Origin of the sequence: Amycolatopsis sp. NPDC051106, assembly GCF_040682775.1 — a bacterium.
GTDB lineage: Bacteria > Actinomycetota > Actinomycetes > Mycobacteriales > Pseudonocardiaceae > Amycolatopsis.
Window position 1 is genome coordinate 1 of sequence record NZ_JBFBBQ010000110.1, and the last position, 18,514, is coordinate 18,514.

At 72.6% G+C, this 18,514-nt stretch carries 8 protein-coding genes; 5 read left to right on the forward strand and 3 right to left on the reverse strand.

Features of this window, described 5'->3' with window-relative positions:
* The first annotated feature begins 431 nt into the window (after positions 1-431).
* Complete coding sequence (locus AB0M83_RS42855) at positions 432-2,249, forward strand: arabinofuranosidase catalytic domain-containing protein (RefSeq protein ID WP_364526677.1); 1,818 nt, start codon at positions 432-434, stop codon at positions 2,247-2,249.
* Between the two features lie 804 nt (positions 2,250-3,053).
* Here the strand turns inward: AB0M83_RS42855 and AB0M83_RS42860 are convergent.
* Both AB0M83_RS42860 and AB0M83_RS42865 read right to left on the reverse strand, forming a co-directional pair.
* Positions 3,054-5,762: a BTAD domain-containing putative transcriptional regulator gene (locus tag AB0M83_RS42860; RefSeq protein WP_364526679.1), complete on the reverse strand. Its 2,709-nt coding sequence runs from the start codon at positions 5,760-5,762 to the stop codon at positions 3,054-3,056.
* Between the two features lie 253 nt (positions 5,763-6,015).
* The gene (locus AB0M83_RS42865; RefSeq protein WP_364526681.1) at positions 6,016-6,906 is read right to left on the reverse strand and encodes a LysR family transcriptional regulator; all 891 of its coding nucleotides are present in this window, start codon (positions 6,904-6,906) and stop codon (positions 6,016-6,018) included.
* A 68-nt stretch (positions 6,907-6,974) separates the two neighbouring features.
* Here AB0M83_RS42865 and AB0M83_RS42870 point away from each other — a divergent pair, with 68 nt between their 5' ends.
* The 3 genes from AB0M83_RS42870 (at position 6,975) to mug (ending at position 13,797) form a co-directional block, all read left to right on the forward strand.
* Positions 6,975-7,853, forward strand: coding sequence for an EamA family transporter (locus AB0M83_RS42870; protein ID WP_364526683.1), 879 nt, complete (start codon positions 6,975-6,977; stop codon positions 7,851-7,853).
* Between the two features lie 93 nt (positions 7,854-7,946).
* Positions 7,947-13,196 (forward strand): RHS repeat-associated core domain-containing protein, encoded by a 5,250-nt coding sequence (locus tag AB0M83_RS42875; protein ID WP_364526685.1) that lies wholly within the window; start codon positions 7,947-7,949, stop codon positions 13,194-13,196.
* A 28-nt stretch (positions 13,197-13,224) separates the two neighbouring features.
* Positions 13,225-13,797, forward strand: a complete 573-nt coding sequence (gene mug, locus AB0M83_RS42880; protein ID WP_364526687.1) for a G/U mismatch-specific DNA glycosylase — start codon at positions 13,225-13,227, stop codon at positions 13,795-13,797.
* A 171-nt stretch (positions 13,798-13,968) separates the two neighbouring features.
* Here mug and AB0M83_RS42885 read toward each other — a convergent pair whose 3' ends face one another.
* Positions 13,969-16,845: a glycoside hydrolase family 9 protein gene (locus tag AB0M83_RS42885; protein ID WP_364526689.1), complete on the reverse strand. Its 2,877-nt coding sequence runs from the start codon at positions 16,843-16,845 to the stop codon at positions 13,969-13,971.
* 287 nt (positions 16,846-17,132) lie between these two features.
* Here AB0M83_RS42885 and AB0M83_RS42890 point away from each other — a divergent pair, with 287 nt between their 5' ends.
* Positions 17,133-18,506: an endo-1,4-beta-xylanase gene (locus AB0M83_RS42890; RefSeq protein WP_364526691.1), complete on the forward strand. Its 1,374-nt coding sequence runs from the start codon at positions 17,133-17,135 to the stop codon at positions 18,504-18,506.
* The last annotated feature ends 8 nt before the right edge of the window (positions 18,507-18,514 follow it).

Here is an 18,514-nt window from a genome sequence, read left to right on the forward strand (position 1 = left end):
AAACCCAACCCCGCGCCCCCCGCGCGCGTCGGCCCCCCACGCCCCCCCCCCCCCCACGGCCCGGCGGCGGCCGTCTCCTTCCCGTCGAGCACCCCGGGCGTCCGCGGGAGTCATCCCGGCCGCCGGAATTGCCCGGCAAATCCTTTACTGAGCGGTTTAGCCGGATGGTGCCCCGCTGATGTGCCGGGCGCGAGGTCAGGCGATATTCCCTGCCACGAAACGGATCCACCCTGGTAGGCCGTCCGGGTGCACCCTCCCGGAATCGCAGTGGACTGGACCATCCACTCGCCGTGAACTGTTGACACGATCGAGAATCCGGCCATACCCTCCCCTCATCCCCATTCGCCTTTCCGCACTTCCTTCTCTCTTGGAAATACAACGTTGTAAAAACCACGCAGGTCGCTGACCTGCGGTTCGAGAGTGAGGTTCCCGTGCCCCGCGGTCGAAGTCCCCTCGCCGTCCTCACCACCACACTGCTCGTCCTGGGCACGATGCTCGGCCTGAGCACCGCCGCGCAGGCCGCCGGTCCGCTGCCGTGCGACATCTACGGTTCCGCCGGTACCCAGTGCGTCGCCGCGCACAGCACCACGCGCGCCCTCTACGCGGCCTACACCGGCAATCTCTACCGCGTGCAACGGGCTTCCGACCACGCGGAAACGAACATCGGCCTGCTCGCCACCGGCGGGTACGCCAACGCCGCCGCCCAGGATTCGTTCTGCGCCGGCACGACGTGCACCATCACGGTGATCTACGACCAGTCCCCGCGCCACAACGACCTGACCGTCGAAGGCCCGGGCACCGCCGGCGGACAGGACGTCGCCGCGATCGCGTCCGCGCTGCCGGTCACCGCGGGCGGGCACAAGGTCTACGGCGTCTACGTCTCGCCCGGCACCGGGTACCGGCACTACGTCGGCGCCGGGGTCGCGGTCAACGGCCAGCCCGAAGGCATGTACATGGTCGCCAGTGGCACGCACGTGAACGGCGGCTGCTGCTTCGACTACGGCAACGTCGAGGCCCAGATCGCCGACACCGGCAACGGCCACATGGACGCCGTCAACCTCGGCACCACGTGCTACTTCCCGCCGTGCAGCGGGATCGGCCCGTGGGTGGCGGGCGACCTCGAAAACGGGCTGTTCCAGGGGAACCGCTCCAACACCGCCAACCGCGGCAACGCGACGCCGTTCGTCACCGCGCTGCTGAAGAACAACGGCCAGACCACCTTCGCGCTCAAGGGCGGCAACTCCCAGAGCGGCGGCCTCACCACCTGGTACAACGGCGCGCTGCCCTCGGGCGGGTACACGCCGATGCACCAGGAGGGCTCGATCGTGCTCGGCACCGGCGGCGACAACAGCAACGCGTCCATCGGCTCGTTCTTCGAGGGCGTGATGACCGCGGGCTACCCGACCGACGCCGCGGACGACGCCGTCCAGTCCAATGTGGTCTCCGTGGGCTACACGGGTTCGACCGGGACGCCGCCCTACGCGGCCACGGTTTCCGGACCCGGCGGCAAGTGCCTGGACGTCGCCGGCGACGACACCGGCGGCAACGGCACCGCCGTGCAGCTGTGGGACTGCCAGGCGAACGCGGCCGACCAGCACTGGGCGCACAACGCGGACTCGTCGTTGTCCACTTTGGGCCGTTGCCTCGACGTCACCGGCAACGGCACGGCCAACGGCGCGCTGCTGGAACTGTGGGACTGCAACGGCGTCGGCGGCCAGAAGTGGGTGCAGCAGGCCGACGGCTCGTTGCGCAACCCGCAGTCCGGCCGCTGCGTCGACTCCCCGAACGGCGCCACGGCCAACGGCACCCGGCTGCAGATTCGGGACTGCAACAGCGCCGCCGCACAGAAGTTCTCCGTCACCGGCGGCGGCCCGATCACCGGCCCGGGCGGCAAGTGCGTCGACGTGGCCGGCGACGACCGCGGCGCGAACGGGACCGCCGTGCAGCTGTGGGACTGCCAGTCCTTCGCGGTGGACCAGCACTGGTTCCGCCTGTCGAGCGGCGCGCTGCGCACGTTGGGACGCTGCCTGGACATCGTCGGCAACGGCACGGCGAACGGCACCCAGGTCGAGCTCTGGGACTGCAACGGCGTCGGCGGTCAGACGTGGACGCAGCAGGCCGACGGCTCCCTGCGCAACCCGCAGTCCGGCCGTTGCCTGGACTCCCCCGACGGCGCGACGGGCAACGGGACGCGGTTGCGGATCTGGGACTGCAACGGCTCCGCGGCCCAGCGGTTCCCGCTGATCTGAGCCCGGTCCCGGGGAGTTCGCCAGCCGAGGCTGATGAGCTCCCCCGCGACCGGGACCAGCAGATCACCGTTCGCGCCGATCGCGAGCGGGCCGGCGATCGGCCGGCCCGCCGTCCACGTGCCCCGCGGGCCGTCCTCGTCGAGGAACAGCACGTAGCAGTCTTCGGTCAGGTCGAAACCGGGCCGGCCGTGGTACTTCGTCCAGTACTCCCACGTCGGGCCGACCGCGACGGCGACCAGCCCGTCGGCGCCGGCGACGATGCTCTGCACCTCGGCGCGCACGCGGTGGTGCCGGACCACCGCTCCGGTGCCGACGTCCACTATGGACACCGTCGGGCGCCACTCCCCGACGTCGTCGCGCTCGGGCCGGCCGGGCAGCACGAGCCGGCCGCCGGGCAACGGCACCGCCGGGATGCCGGGCGGCAGGTGCGCGGGCAGCGGCCGAACTTCGCCGCCCGGGTCGAGCACGACGTGTCCGGTGTGCTCCTCACCGTGGACCGGGACCAGGACGCTGCCCTCCGGCAGACCGACCAGGGTCCCGGCCACGCCGCCCGCGAGGGCGACCCGCCGAGCGCGGCGCCGTCCCGGTCGAACGCCCGGACCGCGCTACGCTCGGCGACGAACACGGTGTCGTGCCAGACGAGCGGCCACGCCGGGGCGGGCACCTCGGCCTCCCACCGCGGCTCGCCGGTCAGCGTGGCGCGCGGAGCAGGTTCCCCGCCGTCAGGAACACCAGCGACCTGTCCGCCAGCAGCATCGGCGCGGACCTCGACGTCGCGCGGCCGAACGCGTCATCAGGACCACGCTAGTCACCGGACCGCCCGCCACCGAGCGAAGAGCGGGCCAGCCGTTCCTGCACGCGGGCGTGGCGGAACTGGTACACGCCGCCCGCCTGCCGCAGGACGCCGCGGCGGTGGGCGTCGTCGAGGAAGTGCATGAGCCGCCAGGGAAGGCGGCCGGTCGCGGCCAGCCAGACGTGGTGGACGAAGTAGTTGCCCCAGGCGCGCGTGACGAGGACCGCCAGGCCGACGCCACCGCCGAAACACGCGCCGACCACGAACGGCAGGACCGGGTTCGTCGCCGCCGGGAACACCTGACCGCCGGCGAGCGCACCCGCGAGGCCGTAGCACACGGCGGCGACACGGCGGGCCATGAAGAACCCGAACGACGCTCCCGCCACCCCGCCGGCGACGGCCAGCGCCACGTCGTACCGGCCGCCGAGCACCGGCAGGAACCGCGTCTGCGCGGTGAACGCGAACGCGATCCCGTTGAACAGCCCGAGGGACACCAGGAAGGACGCGGTCAGCGCGATCGCCCCGGTCCGTTCGTTGCGCAGGATTGTCCGCGGGCTCGACACGCGGCTGGCGTCGACCGGTTTCGCGAGCCACACGTGCACCGCGAACACCAGGCCGAACACGACCGCCAGGAAGACGACCAGGCCGGTGGCCAGCGACCAGCCCAGCCCGAGCAGGACACCGACGACGGCACCGATCGCGAAGCGGCCGGCGAACTTCGCGGCGGCCCCGGCGAACCGCAGTTCGGTGCGCAGCGGCTCCGGCGCGCGCCCGAAGCGGTGGGTCAGGTAGCCGGCGCCACCGAACGAGAGGCCGTAGATGGCGGCCAGCACCGGCCCGTCGTCGACCCAGCCGGTGACGCCGAAGAACAGCGCGATCAGCACACCGATCAGGGCCGACCGGGTCCCGGCGGGCACCGCCCGGTAGAGCTGCCACCAGGCCAGGTCGCGGCTGCGCGCCCGCTCGAGGTGCCGGGCCAGGAAGCCCAGCCAGCGGGTCGCCTGCTCGGCCGTGTACCGCCCGGACGGGCTGGTGTGCGGGTTCCGCCCCGGCGGCTGCGGCACCTTCGCATAGGCGTTGGGGACGAACGAGTCGAGCAGCTGCCCCTCGAGGGCGGCCGCGTCATCGGCGTCGAGCAGCTCCGCGGGATCCGCGCCGGGACGGCCGTAGCCGATCCGCGCGAGGTCGACCATCAACGGCGTCCGCAGCACCCGGCCCAGTGCCGCGTCCGGCTCCCGGCGCAGCCGCTCGGCCACCGGGAGCCAGCGGTCGCTCCCCCGCGCGGAGAGGTAGGTGATCGCTTCCTGCCGGGCCACGGGTTCGAGCCGCACCACGGTGGCGGCACCCAGCACCGGGCCGGCCTCGCGGGTGACCTGCTCGTACTCGGCCGAGCGGCAGGTCAGCACGAGCGAGCGGCCCACGGCCATGGTCTGGTCCAGTGCGTCGAGCGCCGCCGCACGCAGGTCCGTCGGCAGCTCGTCGAGGCCGTCGAGGATCGGGACGACGTGGCCGCCGAGGACGAGCCGGGTGGGTGCGCCGGGCCCGTATTCGCGGGCGTTGAGCAGGGCGGGGTGATCGTCGGCGAGCCGGCCCGCCAGCCACCGGTCGAGGTGTTCGCGCCGCGGATCCCAGGAGGCCAGGGAAAGCAGGACCGGGACCGGGCTGCCCGGGGCGCGGGTGCGCAGCAGCTCCAGCGTCAGCATCAGGGCGAGCACGGACTTGCCGGAGCCGGGATCGCCGAGCACGACCAGCTGCCGCTCGGGCAGCGCGGCGAACGTCTCCGCGAGGTCGTCGAGGTCGCCCCGGGCCGGCCTTCCCCCGCGCGCGACGGCCGACCAGCGCACGACGATCGGCTGCGGCCGGTGCAGCGACCGCAGTTCGGCTTCGGCGCGCCACTGCCACGTGACGGCTTCGGCCAGCTCGGTGACCGCGCGGTCGAACCGGTGGTGCGCAGGAAGGGTCTCCGGCTCGGGCTCGGGGTCGCTCGCGGTGGCCTCGGCGAGGATCCGGTCGTGCAGCCGCCGCAGGTCGGGGTTCGGGTCGACGCCGAGCTCGTCGGCCAGCCGCCGGCGCAGGCCGTGGAACAACGTCGAGGCTTCGGCGTAGCGGCCCTCCTTCGCGAGGGCGCGCATCAGCAGCAGGTGCGCCAGCTCGCGCGTCGGGTGCTCACCGCAGAACTCGGTCAGCTCGCGGACGACCTCGCCCGTTTCGCCGAGCCGCAGCCGCCATTCGGCACCGAGCTCCACGGCGTCGGCGCGCTGCTCGTCGAGCACCGCGGCCCGGCCGGCGAGGGTGGTCGTCCGCAGCCCGTCGAGCGCCGGGCCGCGCCAGAGGGCGAGCGCGGCCCGGATCTCTTCGACGGCGTCGACGAGCTTCGCCTGCCCGGCGAGTCCTCGCGCGGCCGCGACGTGGCGGCGGAACCGGAGCGAGTCGAGATCGTCGCTTCCGGTCTGCAGGCGGTATCCGGGCCCGTCGGTGACGATCATCGCGCCGGCTTCGCCGAGCCGGCTCCGCAGGGCGGAGACGCAGTTGCGCACCTGCTTCACGGCGGTCGCCGGCGGTTCGTCTTCCCAGAGCGCGTCGATCAGCCGCTCCACGGGGACGACCGAGTTCGGATTGAGCAGCAGGGCGGCGAGCGCGCGCTGCTGGCGCGGGCTCGCGAGGGTGACCCGGTCCCCGTACGCCCGCACTTCCAGCGTCCCGAGAATCCGGAACCTCATCGCATCCCCCCTCGTGTTCCAGGCTAACGCCCGGCGCCCGGCTCCGGAACGCGCTGGTCGAAGGCGCGGATACCGGCGCGAGGACGAAACGAGGACGGCCCCGGGAACCCTAGGGGCACGGCGAAAGAGGGGGACTGCCGGGGCGACCCGGTGGCGGGCGCGTCGTTGGGGGTCGCGCCCACCACCGGGACCGCCGCGGGACGCTTCGAAGAGCCGGTCCCGGGGGTCGAAGCTGTCGTCGTGCCGACCCGGCTCAGCGGGCGAGGAGTCCGAGGACCAGCGCGAGCGGCGGCCACGCCTCCCGCCCGCGGCGGGTGCACGCGAAGGCGCGCTGCCGCACGTCCGGCCCCGCCAGCGGAAGCAGCGCGACCCCGGACCTCGGGGCACGTCCGGCCGGAAGCAGGCCGACGGCGGGCGCCGGGCCGGTCACGATGAGGTCCTCCACCAGCTCCAGGCTGTCCGCTCGGTGCGTGACGCGCGGGGTGAACCGCGCTGTCGACGCCAGCCGGCGGATCACGTCCTCGTCGGCGCTGTTGCGGGAGTTGACGATCCAGCCGTGGTCGCGGAACGCCTCGAAGGCCGCCACGGTGTTCCCGCCCCGCGCACGGGCCGCGTCGGCCGCCGGGACGGCCAGTGACCACCCTGCCGTCCACAGTGGACTCACCGTGATCGCGGGGTCCGTGACGGCCGGGGCGAGGTCGTAGTCGTAGGTGAGGGCCAGGTCGATGTCGTCGGCCAGCAGCGCGGCGAAGGCCTCCTGTGGTTCGTACTCGCTGATCCGCAGCTCGACCCGCGGGTGGTGCTCGGCGAGCGCGGCGGCCGCCGGCAGCAGGGAACGCCGCACGGCCGTCGCGAACCCGGCGACGCGCACGGTGCCGGCCGGCTCGGCGTGGGGGTCGAGGTCGGCACGAGCCGCTTCCACGGCGGCGAGGATCGTCACGGCGTGCTCGGCCAGGCGCCGCCCCGCGGGGGTGAGCCGCACACGCCGGCCGTCCGGCTCGAGCAGGGGCGCGCCGGTTTCCTTCGCCAACACCGCGATCTGCTGCGAAACCGTCGACGTCGTGGTGCCGAGCACGTCCGCCACCGCGCGCATCGAGCCGTGGCGGGACAGCTCGAGGAGGAACCGGAGCCGGCGAGTGTCCATGATTCATGAACGGTACATCCACGATCGACACGTGGACATGGACGGTGTGGTTCGGTTTTGCTGGGCGGGTGCTGTCCTCCACCCGTAGCGGAGCGGCCTTCGCGGTCGCCGCCATGCTCTGCGTCCAGCTGGGTCTCGCCGTGTCCGTCGGCCTGTTCGACCGGATCGGTCCCGAGGGGGCGGCGTGGCTGCGGCTGGCGTGGGCGGGAGTGCTGCTGCTGGTCGTCGTCCGGCCGCGGCCGTCGTCGTTCCGCCGGTCCACCTTCCTGGCCTGCTGCGGGCTGGGCGTGGTCACGGCGGGGATGACCATGCTGTTCATGGCGGCCGTCGCCCGCCTCCCGCTCGGCACGGCCAGCGCGCTGGAGTTCCTCGGCCCGCTCACCGTGGCGGTGACGCGCGGCCGCGGCGGCAAGAAGCTGTGGCCGGTCCTCGCGGCGCTCGGCGTGGTACTGCTGACCGAGCCGTGGCGGGGTGGCGCCGACCTGCTGGGTGTCGCCTACGCCCTCGCGTCGGCGGTGTGCTGGGCGGGCTACATCCTGCTGACGCAACGGGTCGGCGACGAGGTGGCGGGCGTGCGCGGGCTCGCCGTGTCGATGCCGGTGGCCGGGATCGTGGCGACCCTCGCCGCCGGACCCGGGGTGTTCGGGCACCTGACCGAGGAGCTGCTGCTGGCCGGTCTCGGACTCGCGATCCTGCTGCCGGTCGTCCCGTTCAGCCTGGAGATGCTCGCCCTGCGGCGGCTGAACACCTCGGCGTTCGGGACCTTGATGAGCCTGGAACCGGCCATCGCCCTGACGATCGGGCTCGTCGTGCTTCACCAGGTCCCGCACCTCACCGCGGCGGCAGGGGTGCTGTTCGTCGTGGCGGCCGGGATCGGCGCGGAGCGCACCGGGGCGCGGCACGAGGAGCACCTCGACGACGTTTCGAGGGCACGATCGGCTGGGTGAAGAGGCACTCCCCGGGGTTCGTGATCTCCGCGCGGTCACCGCTTGTTAACTTCAAGTCGTGGTCGCTCGGCAGGTGAAGGGGAAGGTCAGCACGTGAGTAATCCGTTGGTCGCGCAGACCAAGGACTCGACGACGGCGTACTCCGGGGTCTCCTTGCTGGAGTCGGCGGCTGATCTCAAGTCGGCGATCGAGAGCGGCGACTGGGCGTCGGTCGCGATGGGCGCCGTCGGCACGGCCCTGGATGCCCTGTCGATGGCCATGGATCCCTTCGGGGCGATCCTCGCCGCGGGTGTCGGGTGGCTGATCGAGCACGTCGGCCCGCTGAAGGAAGCTCTCAACGGCCTGACCGGCAACGCCGACGAAATCGCCGCCCAGTCCGAGACGTGGAAGAACGTCGCCACCGAACTCGGCAGTATCGGCCAAGACCTGACCGGGATGGTCAAAACGGACGTCTCATCCTGGACCGGCACTGCCGGGGACGCCTACCGCCAGCGCGCCCAGGACACCGTCACCCTGCTCGAGACCGCGCAGAAAGGCTGCGAAGGTGCCTCCAGTGGTGTGAAGACCGCCGGTGAGGTCGTCGCGGCGGTGCGGGCGCTGGTCCGCGACATCATCGCCGAACTCGTCGGCCACCTGATCAGCTGGGCCCTGCAGGTCATCTTCACCCTCGGCATCGGCATGACCTGGGTCGTCCCGCAGGTGATCACCGCCGTCGCCAAGACCGCGTCGAAGATCGCCGACCTGACCAAACGCCTGGTCAAGGCACTTCAGGCGCTGATTCCGTTGCTCAAGCGGGCCGGTGACCTGTTCGGCGACGCGGCCAAGGCACTCAAGAACATCAAGCCGGGCAAGAGTGCACCGCCACCGAAGCACGCCGACATCAACGGCAACCCCAAGGGTCTCGACGGCCCCAACGGCAAGGGCGGGCCGGACGCACCACCGCCGAAGACCGACCCGCCACCTAAGGGCGACGGCACCACGCCTTCGGGCGCCAAAGGCGACGACACCACCCCGTCCGGCGCCAAGGCCGACCCGCCACCCAAGACCGACCCACCGCCCGCGTCGAAGGGCCCCGACGACACGCCGAGGAGCCCCGACCCGACGCCGCCCCCGGCGTCGAAAGCCCCCGCCGACACGCCGAAGAGCACGCCGAAGGGCGACCCCAAGGGCGACGGCTCGCGGATCAAGGACACCAACTCCAAACCGGACGAACACACCACGCCGACCAAGGAGAAGACCGACTGCGGCGACCCGATCGACGTCGCGACCGGCGCCGTGATGCTCGTCCAGGAGGACGTCTCGCTGCCCGGCGCGCTGCCCCTCGTGGTCGAGCGCACGCACCTGTCCACCTACCGGGCGGGCCGGCTGTTCGGCCCCACCTGGGCCTCCACGCTGGACGAACGCCTCGAGATCGAACCGGACGGGCTGCACCTGGCGCTGGCCGACGGCACCCTGCTGCGCTACCCGGTCCCGGCCGGCGTGGCCGCGGTCGTCCCGGACAGCGGCCCCTACCTGGCGCTGCGCCGGGTGCGGCACGGCTTCATCGTCGGCGACCCGCAGTCCGACCGCGTGCGCTACTTCGCGGGCCGCCCCGGGGACACCACCCTGCCGCTGCGCGCGGTCGTGGACGGCGCGAAAAACCGGATCGTGCTGCGCTACCGCGACGGCGTGCCGGTCGCGATCGAGCACTCCGGCGGCTACCGCGTCGAGATCGACAGCGCCGACGGCCTGGTCACGGCGTTGCGCACCGCGGGCTCCCCCGTCCCGCTGGCCGAGTACCGCTACGACGCCGCGCGCCGGCTGGTCGAGGTCGTCGACGCGGTCGGCACCCCGCAGAAGTTCACCTATGACGCCGACGGCAGGCTCACCCGCTGGGACGACGTCAACGGCCGCTGGTACGGCTACGGCTACGACGCCCAGGGCCGCTGCGTGCGCGCCCAGGGCACCGGTGGCTACCTCGACACGACGCTGGCCTACGAGCCCGGCACCACGACCGTCACCGACTCCCTCGGGGCCGTCACCCGCTACCGGCTCGACGAGCGGCTGCGCGTGATCGGGCAGACCGACCCGCTGGGCCACACCACCAGCGCCGAGCGGGACCGCTTCGGGCGCGTGCTCGCCGAGACCGACGAGCTCGGCAACGTCACGCGCTGGGACTACGACGAGATCGGCAACCTCACCGCGGTGACCCGGCCCGACGGCAGCCGGATGGTGATCGGCTACGACGAGCGGCACCGGCCCGCCGTGGTGACCGGACCGGACGGCGCCGTGTGGCGCTACGAGTACGACCGCCGCGGCAGCCTCGCCCGCGTCGTCGACCCGACCGGCGCCGCGACCGCCTACACCTACGACCCCTTCACCGGCACCGTCGACTCGGTGACCGACGCCCTCGGCGGGGTCACCCGGATCCAGGCCAACGCCGCCGGCCTCCCCCTGCTCGTCACCGAGCCGGACGGCGCCGTGTGGCGGTACGGCTACGACGCGCTCGGCAACACCAGTAGCGTGACCGACCCGCTGGGCAACACCACCACCATGGTCAGCGACGCCGCCGGCCACCTCGTGCAGGCACGCGACGCCGACGGCGCCCTCGAACGGTTCGCGTCGACGGCGCAGGGCAGCTTCGAGGAGCGGACGGACCCGCGCGGGGGCGTCACCCGCATCGAGTACGCCCAGTTCGACCTGCCGGTCAGCGAGCGGGGCCCCGACGGCGGCACGCTGACCTACGGCTACGACACCGAGCTGCGGCTCACCTCGGTCACCAACGAACGAGGCCTGGTGTGGCGCTACGAGTACGACGCCGCGGGCCGGAAGGTCGCCGAAACCGACTACAACGGCCGTGTCCTGCGCTTCGGCTACGACCCCGCGGGGCGGCTCGTGCTCCGCACCAACGGCGCCGGGCAGACCATCACCCTCGAACGCGACAGCGTGGGCCGGGTCGTGCGGCGCAGCAGCGCCGACGAGGTCGCCGTGTTCACCTACGACGGGGCCGACCGGATGCTGTCGGCGGCCAACGCGCACAGCGAGGTCCGGTTCACCTACGACGCGCTCGGCCGTGTGGTGGCCGAGTCGATCAACGGGCGGGTGGTGCACTTCCGCTACGACGCCCTCGGCCGCCGCGTGGCCCGCCGGACGCCTTCGGGCGCGGAGTCGGTGGTCGGCTACGACACCGGCGCCCGCCCGGCTGCGCTGACGACCGCCGGGCGCACCCTGCGGTTCGGCTACGACGCCGCGGGCCGGGAGACGGTCCGCACGCTGCTGGGCGGCGCGGGCCCGGTGGCGGAACTGCGCCAGGACTGGACGCCCACCGGGCAGCTGTCGGCGCAGACGGTGCTCCGCGGCCCGGAAACGCTGCAGCGGCGCGAATACGGCTACCTGCCCGACGGCTACCTCGCCGGCGTCACCGACCTGATCTCCGGGCCGCGCACCCTCGACGTCGACCCGGCCGGGCGGGTGCGCGCGGTGCGGGGCCCGCGCTGGCAGGAGAACTACGACTACGACGTGACCGGAGCCGTCACCGGGGCCGGCTGGACCGGCGCGCCCCAGGCCAGTGGTCCTCGCGCCTACACCGGCACCCTGCTCACCGCCGCCGGCGCCACCCGCTACACCCACGACGGGGAAGGGCGCGTCGTCGCCCGCGAACGCGGTGGGCAGCGGTGGACCTACGAGTGGAGCGCGGAGAACCGGCTGCTGGGCGTGCGCACGCCGGACGGCACGGTGTGGCGCTACCGCTACGACGCGTTCGGCCGCCGGATCGCCAAGCAGCGCCTGGACGCCACCGGCGCCGTCGCCGAGCAGGTCGAGTTCGCCTGGGACGGGCAGCTGCCCGCCGAACAGGTCCACAGTGGACCGGGCCGGCCGCCGGTCGCCACCGTGTGGGAATACGCGCCCGGCGAGCGGCTCCCGCTCACGCAGACCGAACGCGTCCTCGGCGCGGGTGGCGCCGACCGGTTCCACGCGATCGTCTCCGACCTGGTCGGGGCGCCCGCGGAACTGGTCGACGACACCGGCGCGCTCGCCGGGCACCTGCACACCGCGTTGTGGGGCCCGGCCGTGTCGGCCGGCGGAACGGCGAGCACCCCGCTGCGGTTCCCGGGCCAGTACCACGACCCCGAGACCGGGCTGCACTACAACCGGTACCGCTACTACGATCCCGAGACCGGGCGGTACCTCTCCCACGACCCGCTGGGCCTGACCCCGGCGCCGGATTCCCTGGCCTACGTCGGCAACCCGACCGCCATGGTCGACCCGCTCGGCCTGGCGCCGCAGCGGACCACGCCGTGCCAGAAGGCGGCCAACCGCCACAACCCCTACGCCCGGGGCAACGACGGGCCTTCGACGAGCAACCGCAAGTACCCGGAGAGCACTTACGGCGACCGGGACGCCGAGCGCAAGCGCCTCGACGACAAGTACGACTTCAAGATCGACGGCAACAAGACGCACCAGTCCGAGCACGCCGGCGGTTACGACATCCTGAGCGACAACGGCGGCGCGAAGGGCTCGCGGTCGGACAAGGCCAACAAGCCCTTGGAGAACAACGCCAACGCGTACTACGAGGACTTCGCCAACCACCGGTACCACCCGGGCACGGGCAAGGGCGGCGCCAACCACGAATCCGGGTTCACCAAGGGCGACGTCCGGGACTCGCCGGACACGACGAAGGACGACAAGCTCGGGTACGACGACCGGCTCGGTTCGTACCGGAACGCGCAGCGCAACGCCATCGAGGCCAACGACCCGAGCACCGCGGTCCAGCTCAACCAGCTCGGTTACGGGCACCAGCAAGGCTTCCAGAACTCGAACACCATCAAGGCGGGCTACGACAACCCGCACAGTTTCTCGGACCAGGTCTACCACGGCAACGACAAGAACCACGTCCACCACGAAGACCACCCCTTGTACGACAAGGACAAGGCGGACGCGGCGAAGACCGAGCAGGACCGTCGGGACGCGATCAAGAACGACCCGAACCACCCGGACCGCGCGGCCTACGACGCCGAGCAGAAGCGGATGGCGATCGCCGACGACTCGTACCACAAGATGGTCGACGACATGAAGCAGAGCGGCGAGGGCATGCGGTACAACCCGCAGGCCGGCCAGGCGGTCCCGACCGGCGGGCACGCGGTGGACGGCAGCGGGCACGTGACCACCAAGCCGATCGACAAGTGGGACGCGGCCGAGATGCACGGCGCCCGCGACGCGGCGCGCACGGGCGAATGGCCGGGCTACGGCGGTTTCTACAAGAACCCGACGGCCGCGGACTGGGCCGCCCTCGAGCGCGGCGAACTGGACCCGCCGGAGCTCAAGGCGATCAAGGACGACGACATGATGGACCTCACCCCGTGAGCGCCGCTTCCGCGAGGGAAGCCGGCCGGTGACGTCGGACGGCGCCGTCCTGCCGGACGTGCTCGCGGACGGGCTGCACGTGGTGTTCGTCGGCATCAACCCCGGCCTCTCCTCGGCGGCGGCCGGGCACAGCTTCCACACGCCGGGCAACCGGTTCTGGCCCGCCCTGCACCGCTCCGGCTTCACCCCGCGGCAGCTGCGCGCGGAGGAGGAGCGGCTCCTGCTGGACTGGGGACTCGGCATCACCAGCCTCGTCCGCCGCCCGACCGCCCGCGCCGCCCAGCTGACCCGCGACGAGCTCATCGCGGGCGGGCAGGACCTGGCCGGACGCGTCCGGGCGATCCGGCCGCAGTGGCTGGCGATGCTCGGCGTGACCGGCTACCGGGTGGCGTTCGGGGCGCCCACGGCCCGGCTCGGCCCCCAGACCGCGACGATCGGCGGCGCCCGAGTGTGGATCGTGCCCAACCCCAGCGGCCTCAACGCCCACTACCCACCCGAGGCACTGGCGGTCGAGTTCGCCCGGATGCGCGCAGCCACGGGAGTCCCCGACCGCTCCGCCATCCTCGGCGACGGCCCATTCCCGGACCCCACGCCCCGCTAAACCCCGCGCAGCCGTCAACCACACGGCTTCCCGCCGACCGAGACCGGCTCCACCCGAGGCACCGGCGGCCGAGTTCACCCGGACGCGGGCGGCCGCCGGGGTCTTCGACCGCTCCGCCATCCTCGGCGACAGCCCGTTCCCGGACCCCGGTAGCCCCCCGGCGCACCGGCGTCAGCTACACGGCTTCCCGTCGACCGAGAAGGCCGCCGGATTCGCGTTCGTCCCCGTGTAACTGCCGTTGAAGCCGATCGCGACCGACTCGCCCGGGGCCGGCGAGCCGTTCCACGGCATCGCCGTCGCGGTCACGTCCGCGCCGGTCTGGGCCCACGTCGCCGACCAGCCCTGCGCCACCTTCTGGTTGCCCGGGAAGGTGAAGCCCAGCTTCCAGCCGGACCACGCCGCCGTGCCGGTGTTCTTCACCGTGACCGTGGCCGTGAAACCGCCGTTCCACGTGTTCGCCGCGTACGTCACCGCGCAGCCGCCCGCCGGGGTGCCCGGCCGGGTGGTGAACTGCGTCGCCGGCGAGTCCGGGCTCGTCAGGCCCGCGCCGTTGCGGGCCACCACGACCACGGTGTACGCGGTCGACGGCGAGAGGCCCGTCAGGGTCGCCGTCGTGCCGGTGACCGTCGTGAGGACCGTGCGGGTCGAGCCGGTCACGCGGACCACGTCGTACCCCGTGACGCCGCTCTCCGCATCCGTGGACGCCGCCCACGTCAGCGTGGCGCCGCTGTTCGACACCACGGACGCGGCGGGCGCACCGGGCGCGGCCGGGGCGGTCGTGTCCACAGTGGACGTCGACTTCTCCGCGGTCCAGCCGGCCAGCCAGGCGAGCGCCGCGTTCCAGTTGACCGCGACCTCGTTCACCGAGTACGCCTGGATGTCGTCGACGAAGCAGCGCTGGGGGGCGCACCCGGTGAGCAGCCGCGCCGCCGTCGGGTCCTGCAGGCCGCTGTTCGGCCCACCGGACAACGCGCCGGGCGGGGCGGTCGGCAGCGACGCGTCCAGCTGGTGCGCCCAGAACCGGTGGTGCACGTTCGACACCGGCTGGTCGCCGTGGCCGGAGACGTAGGAGTAGTTCGCCGGGTTGCGGCCGAGCAGGTAGTCCAGCGCCGCGAACGCGCCGTCGCGGTACTTGTCCTGCTTCGTGAAGTCGTACGCCAGCGCGAGCACCACGCCGTTGTTGGCCACCAGGCCGTTGGAGCCCCACTCGTACGATCCGTCGGCCGTGCGGTAGGGCGCCGGGTACCCCATGGCCGCCATCTGCGTCAGGTGGCTGTCGGCGGTCGTGGTGAGCGCCGTCCGGATCGCCGCGACGTCCGCCGCCGGCAGGTCGGTCGGCACGACCGCGAGCGTGATGTCGCCGAGCGCGCCCGTCGAGGCCCAGTCGAAGCCGTGCGTGGTGAAGCTCTTCCCGCGGTAGAGCGACGACCCGGTGACGTCGGTGCGGTAGGCGCTCTTCCCGGTGGTGGTGAACAGTTCCGCGGCGGCCCAGTAGAACTCGTCGGTCACCGTGTTGTCGCTGTAGGTGCCGCCGCCGGTCCCGTCGTTCGGGTCGGCCAGGACGTTCGGGTTGGCCTTCGCCGCCGCGTACGCCTTCTCGGCCGCCGCGAGCAGCTTCGCCGAGTACGTCGCGTCAATGGTCCGCCACAGCCGGGACGCCTGCGCCGCGACCGCGGCCATGTTCAGCGTCGCGGCCGTGCTCGGCGCCGAAAGCCGGCGCGGCTGGCTGTCCTGGTCGGGCCGGGTGGGCAGCGACGTCCACTGCGCGTCGTGGATCTTGTGGTGCACCATGCCCGCGGCCGGCTTGCCGTCCGGCACCTGCATGGCGAGCAGGAAGTCGACCTCCCAGCGGGCTTCGTCGAGGATGTCGGGCACGCCGTTGGCCCGCTCCGGGATCGCCAGCTTCCCGTCGCCGAGCGCGCTCGCGTCGCCCAGCCGCAGCGCGCGCTCGTACTCGTCGAGCAGTTCCCACGCCGCGATGCCGCCGTTGACGACGTACTTGCCGTGGTCGCCCGCGTCGTACCAGCCGCCGCGCACGTCGAGGGTGTAGCCGCAGTTCAGGTCCGACCGGCAGGGAACGTTGTTGTCGCCCTGGTTCGGCGCCACGTTCACGTGCCCGGCCGGACGCGCGTAGGTGGCTCCGACGTACTGGGCGTCGATCGCGATGCCGCTGCGCTGGTGGTAGAAGAACGCCAGCGAGTCGGAGCGCAGCTTGCGCGGTCCGGCGGCGGAGATGTCGAAGGGGAAGCTGGTCTCGGAGCCGACGCTCAGCGTGTACCCGGTTCCCGCGGTGTCGTAGGAAGAGAAGTCGATTTCGTGCACGTTTTCGCCGGAAGCCGCGTCGGCGCCGCGCGGCCGGGTCTGGCCGGTGGCCACGGCGGTCCCGGCGGCGTTCTTCACCGTCCAGGTCAGCGGCGAAGTCGAGTCGCTGATCAGCGTGGCCCGCTTGGGCAGGCCGGGCACGTAGCTCTCCTGGTTCACCCGGATGCCGCTGGTGGGCGGCAGGCCGCCGGGCGGGACGACCCCGCCGACGAGGGAGATGTTGTCCAGGCAGACGGTGTTGGCGGCGGCTTGACCGCCGAACCAGAACGCCAGCTGCCCGTTGCCGGCCGCCGGGAAGTCCAATGTGGACGTGAAGGTGACCGTGAAGTGCTGGGTCGCCGGGGTGACCGTGAAGTCGGTCCGCGAAATCTGCCGGTACGGCGACACGGCTTCGCCGGCGACGGCGGAGATCTGCTGGGTGGTCGTCGCGTGCGCGTCGAAGGTCAGGGTGTACGGCTGCCCCGCCTCGAACGGCACCCCGTTCTGGCCGGACAGCGCGTCGTACCCGTTGGCCGTGCCGCCGGGGACGTCGGTGCAGAACTCGCCGCCGGTGACGCGGCCGGTCGTGCCCGCGCCGGCCCACCACGGGTCGGCGGTACCGCCGGAGAAGGTGCCGTTGAGCAGGCGCTCGTAGTCCGCGGCCGACGCGGGTGCGGCGCCGCCGGCCACCCCGAGCGCCACCGCGACCAGCAGGGCCAGGCCGGCCCGCGACTTTCGTGCCCGCATTCGCCATCTCCTCGTCGTCGTTGCCGTGTGATGGTGTGCCGCACTGAGAGCGCTCCCAGGAGAAGGTAACGGGTCCCCGGCATTCTTGGCAATCACCGGTGAAACTTTCGAAGGCATGCCCGGAAACCGATCTCGCGCAAGGTCTTTGCTCGCCGGTTCCGGTGTGGTTTCATCGGGAAGCGGCCCGCTCTGAGAGCGCTCCCGGCAGCTTCCCGCACCCGACGAATCCTCTTTGGGTTCGCGGTCGAATTGTTCACGCTAACAGCGTCATCCGGAAAGGCCCGCCCATGAAACCGACTTCGCGTTCCCTGTCCCGCGCAGCGCTCGCTTCGACGCTGCTGGCGGCCACCCTCGGCGCGTCGCTGCTGCTCGCCACCTCCGCCGGCGCGGCCACGACGCTGGGGGCGTCGGCCGCCCAGACGGGCCGGTACTTCGGCACCGCCGTCTCGGCCGGGAAGCTCGGCGACTCGACCTACGCGGGCATCCTGAGCCGCGAGTTCAGCATGGTGACGGCCGAGAACGAGATGAAGTGGGACGCCACCGAGCCGAACCAGAACCAGTTCAGCTACGGGAACGGCGACCGCATCCTCAACCAGGCGGTGAGCAACGGCCAGCGGGTCCGCGGGCACGCGCTGCTGTGGCACCAGCAGCAGCCGGGCTGGGCCCAGGGCCTCAGCGGCTCCGCCCTGCGCCAGGCCGCGATCAACCACGTCACCCAGGTCGCCACCCACTACAAGGGCAAGGTCTACGCCTGGGACGTCGTCAACGAGGCCTTCGCCGACGGGGGTGGCGGTGGCCGGCGCGACTCCAGCCTGCAGCGCACCGGCAACGACTGGATCGAAGCCGCGTTCCGCGCCGCGCGGGCCGCCGATCCCGGCGCGAAGCTCTGCTACAACGACTACAACACCGACGGCGTCAACGCGAAGAGCACCGGCGTCTACAACATGGTGCAGGACTTCAAGTCCCGCGGCGTCCCGATCGACTGCGTCGGCTTCCAGTCCCACCTCTCCAACTCCGCGCCGGGCGACTACCAGGCCAACCTGCAGCGGTTCGCCAACCTCGGCGTCGAGGTCCAGATCACCGAGCTGGACATCTCCGGCTCCAACCAGGCAGCCGTCTACGGCACGGTCACGCGCGCGTGCATGGCCGTCGCGCGGTGCGCCGGCATCACGGTCTGGGGCATCCGCGACAGCGATTCCTGGCGCACCGGCGAGAACCCGCTCCTGTTCGACAACAACGGGAACAAGAAGGCCGCTTACACCAGCGTCCTCGACGCCCTGAACGCCGGCGGCGCGACCACCACGCCGACCACCCCCACCACTCCGACGACGCCCACCACCCCCACCACGACGACCACCACGCCCCAGCCCGGCGGATGCAGCGCCTCGGTCTCCCTCAACGCGTGGAACGGCGGATTCGTGGCCACGGTGAAGGTCACCGCCGGCTCCACCGCGCTCAACGGCTGGTCGGTGGCGACGAACCTGCCCTCCGGCGCGGCGGTCACGAACGGCTGGAGCGCCACCAACAGCGGCACCAGCGGGGCCGTGACCTGGACGAACGTCGGCTACAACGGCAGCGTCGCGGCCGGGCAGTCCACCGAGTTCGGGTTCCAGGGCACCGGCAGCGCCGACGGCATCACGTCGGCCTGCGCGGCGCGCTGACCCCGCTC